Source organism: Vulcanococcus sp. (genome assembly GCF_044369115.1).
Lineage (GTDB): Bacteria > Cyanobacteriota > Cyanobacteriia > PCC-6307 > Cyanobiaceae > Vulcanococcus.
Map to the genome: position 1 here is coordinate 1 of NZ_JBIPMN010000295.1, position 3,533 is coordinate 3,533.

Here is a 3,533-nt window from a genome sequence, read left to right on the forward strand (position 1 = left end):
TCCAACTTGGCCTGCGCGGCTTGTACTGGGTCGGGCCACAGACGGTCGATGACCTTGCCGCCGATGTCTAGCAGCGCGGTGACGGGATCGATTGCCATCTACGCCTCCAATAGATCTGCAACGCGGCGGCTCCAGCCCCGCGAGAACGACGGCCAGTTCGACAGTCCAGCCATGAAGCGAAGTCGCTGGGACAGTAGGAGCGCCTTCAACTTGTCCGGGTTGGCCGCGTGGGCGGCTGCCAGCGTGACTGGCCCCAGGATTCCGTCTGCCGCAACTCCCAGGGCTCGCTGCAGCCAGAGGACCGACTGCCGAACCCCGGAAGCGGCGGCAGCGTCAAAGACGAAGTACCGGATTCCGTCGGGCAGTTCATCGCCGCGCACTGCGTCCCAGTACAACGACCGGTAGATGGTCTTGGCAAGACTGATTGGCAGGTCGCGCATGTCGCCGGTGTATCCGGCGCCGCGCGCCACAGCCTCGGTGACACCGAACCGGGTCTCGCCGCGACGGTCGTTCTTCAGATCCGCGTAATCACCCTCGTGGGTCAGCAATGCGGTAAAGCACTGTTCGAAGTTCATTGCGAGCCTCCCATCAACTTGAACTTGATGGCCGCGCCGACTAGCAGCAGCGCAAGAAGCCCGGTCGTGACCACCCGAATCACGGTTTGCCAGGCCGTGCGCCGAGCATCTCGCCAGGCCTCCATCAGACCGCGCAGATCTCGGATGTCTGCGGCCGCGTGCCCGTTCTCGAGGCCGAGGCTGGCCAACGCTCTTTCAGCGCCGCGCTCGGCTGCCCGTGTAAGCAATTCATTGAGGTCTTCGGCTCGAAGGGACAGGACGCTGCCCTTCCCAATTTCTGACACAGCATCGGAAAAATCTGACATCAAAACCTCCAAAACAAGAAGGCCCGTCGAGGCATATGCCAGGGCGAGCTTGTTGAAACTGCCTGCGGTGTTAGGTGCAAGCCATCAGGATGGGGACAGACGACGTAGCCAGCGCCTTCACGTCGTGAATCACCTCCACAAACACGCTGGCTGCCGTTGTGTTGGTGCCTTCGCCCACAGGGCCAAGGACCTCCGCGGCCAGCGCGGTAACTCGCGACGCGATGGCTGCGTCAGTCCAAGGCCCGATGACTTCAGTATTGAGTGAGCTGATCTGGGCCGCTGTCGGCGCATCAGTCCAATCGGCAACCGTTTCCCCGAAAAGGTAGGTGTACTGGACCGTCACGTCAGTCGCCCATGCCCAATTGCATTGCATTGACCGACGTCGCCGACCAACTGCTGCCACCCGCATCGGTCAGAAACGCGGCCTGGTACAGCGAATTGATGCCTACCGTAAGGGTTTGGGTTGCGCCCGATACCGTGGTGCCTGAGGTCTTGAGCTTGGGTATCAGGCTGGTCGTGCCCGAGCCGGTGTTCTGGGCGAAATAGTTGCCGACCACCGCATTGATGCTTGTGGGTGAGTACGGCAGCGCGGGGAATTTGTACAGGTCCACATTGCCGGTGCCGGAGTCGCTGACATAGTTGGTGGAGGCAAAACCTCCGTTGACCATCGCGTAATGCGAGGTTCCGGTCTTAGGCGTGAACTGGGCAAGGTCACCATCAGCGTTCGGCACCAAGGTGCTGATACGACGCGGACCGATGGGAAACGTGTTGAAGTTGCTGCCCTGGTCATCCCACACGATGACATCGTCGATCCATCCCGTGCCGCTGAAGGTGTATCCGAGGGCGACGGTGACCGATATGATCGCTTGGGCAGAGGCAAAGAAGCCTGTGTAGCTGCCTTGTGAGATGCCATCGATGTAGAGCTGGGCCGTACTGCTCGATCCGTTGAGGTAGTACTCCAACTCCACCCAGTGAAAGTTGCCGTCATTCACAAAGGCGGACGATGTGATGCAGGGCGTGCTTCCGCCGTAGTTCACTACCGCCAGTTGCCCCAACGGGGTCAAAGACAGCGCTGAGTTGTTGTTGAAACCGACGTTGTAGTAGCCGGCAGAAGTACCGCCAGCAGTTGTGCCACTGCTGTACTTCAAATAGAACCCCACGCGTACCTTGGCTCCGCTGGGTATGGATACGCCTTTGACCACCTGGAAGCTATAGGGGGAACTGCTGTTGGTCAGAGCACCTCCTCCAAACTTTCCGGCAGTTGATGCGAACGTAAAGCTGCTGCCGCTTGACCACTTTCTGGTCACCTGCGCGGTAGCGGTGTAGCTGTCAAAGCCATCACAGAATCGAAACGTCATTCATCGCTCCAGAGGTTGTTTATCGGGTGCCCACAAGGCTGACCGAGACGTTGGCCAGCGTGGCGTCGGCGGTGGCTTGATTGGTCAGGGTCAGCACATCGCCAGCGGCCAAGCTCACTGCGCTGGCAAAGGTGAAAGTGGCGCTGGTGGCTCCGGCCGCAAAGTTCACGCTGCCAATCGAGGTGCCGTTCTTGGCAAGGGTCAGCGTCGTGCTGCCTGTGGCTGCGGCGATGGAAGAGCTGTAGGAGCCCGTTAGGCTGGCCGGCAAGCTCACTGCACGCGGGATGATGATGCGGCCCATCACCTGGCTGCCGGTGGGCGTACCAGGGAAGAACATCAGCAGGTCGTAGGGCTGTGCGCCCCCGGTCTTGGAGTCCACGTAGGCCTTGGTAGCCTTTTGGGTGGCGACCCGGCTGTCACTGTTGGCGGCGAGGGTGCCGTCGGTGTCGCTGGCCAATGTGGCCACCGTGCCTAGGCCACTGACGTCCCCGGTGCTGAGAGTCACGGCTCCGGTCTTGCCGGCCACCGAGGTGACGGCATCGGTGAAGCTCATAACGCCGGTACTGGCGTTGTAGGCCAGCGAGCCACTGGCAGAAATCGCCCCGCGCGCCAGCGCGTTGCTGAAGTACAGGTTGGTGCTGCCCTGACCGATGTTGTCAGTGGTCAGGCTCACCGCGCCGGTCAAGCCATTGACGCTTGTGACCCCACCGCCTGCCAACGCCTGAGGTGCGTAGGAGCGCCGATCGGTGTAGCTGGTGACCGTGGTCGATCCCGTCATCACCTGGTACAGGGGAATCTTGCCAGCCGTAAAACCGCTGGTGTTCACCGTCACCGCGCCAGTACTGGCATCGGCCATCAGGTAGTTGGTGCTGCTGGCGGTCAGGCTCACCGTGCCGTTACTGATCTGGCCGTTGAACCAGCCACCGTAGTAGCCCCAGGTCAAGCCGGTAGTCGTGCTTGCCCGCCGACCCCACAGCGTGGCCACGCTGGCCGCATCAAACAGCGCATTGGCCGTGACTTCTTTGCTGCTCTGGTTGGTGGCGATGGTGTCGAGAAGGGAGGTGCTGTTGGACATGGGTCACCAAAATGGGTTACCTGAGGATGCTGGTGCTGGCCAGATGGCCGAGCACGCCCTGATCGCTGTTTTGGGCCACGGTGAAGCCGATGGTTTGACCGCTGCTGAAGCCATCGGCGCTGATGGATGCCGCGGAATAGACCCAGCTTTGTGAAGCGGTGACCGTGACGGTGCGCACCACCGTGGAGCCGCTCCGCACCTGCAGCCGGTAGGACTCGGT

The 3,533-nt window shown here is 61.4% G+C and carries 6 protein-coding genes; all 6 read right to left on the minus strand.

Annotation, left to right across the window (positions count from 1 at the left end; genetic code table 11):
- Window positions 1-98: 98 nt before the first annotated feature.
- Window positions 99-575, minus strand: coding sequence for a glycoside hydrolase family 108 protein (locus ACIQ2E_RS15320; protein WP_398332383.1), 477 nt, complete (start codon window positions 573-575; stop codon window positions 99-101).
- A complete protein-coding gene (locus ACIQ2E_RS15325) occupies window positions 572-880 on the minus strand; it encodes a DUF6127 family protein (RefSeq protein ID WP_398332385.1) in 309 nt (102 codons plus the stop codon). The genes ACIQ2E_RS15320 and ACIQ2E_RS15325 overlap by 4 nt, the downstream gene beginning before the upstream one ends.
- Window positions 881-950: 70 nt before the next feature.
- Entirely contained in the window at window positions 951-1,223 is a 273-nt protein-coding gene (locus tag ACIQ2E_RS15330) for a hypothetical protein (protein WP_398332387.1), read from the minus strand.
- 1 nt (window position 1,224) lies between these two features.
- Window positions 1,225-2,238 carry a hypothetical protein gene (locus ACIQ2E_RS15335; RefSeq protein ID WP_398332389.1) on the minus strand — a complete coding sequence of 338 codons (1,014 nt, stop codon included), beginning with the start codon at window positions 2,236-2,238 and terminating at the stop codon, window positions 1,225-1,227.
- A gap of 19 nt (window positions 2,239-2,257) precedes the next feature.
- Entirely contained in the window at window positions 2,258-3,313 is a 1,056-nt protein-coding gene (locus tag ACIQ2E_RS15340; RefSeq protein ID WP_398332391.1) for a hypothetical protein, read from the minus strand.
- Window positions 3,314-3,329: 16 nt separating this feature from the next.
- Window positions 3,330-3,533 (minus strand): hypothetical protein (locus ACIQ2E_RS15345; protein WP_398332393.1); only part of this gene is annotated, 204 nt, incomplete at its 5' end.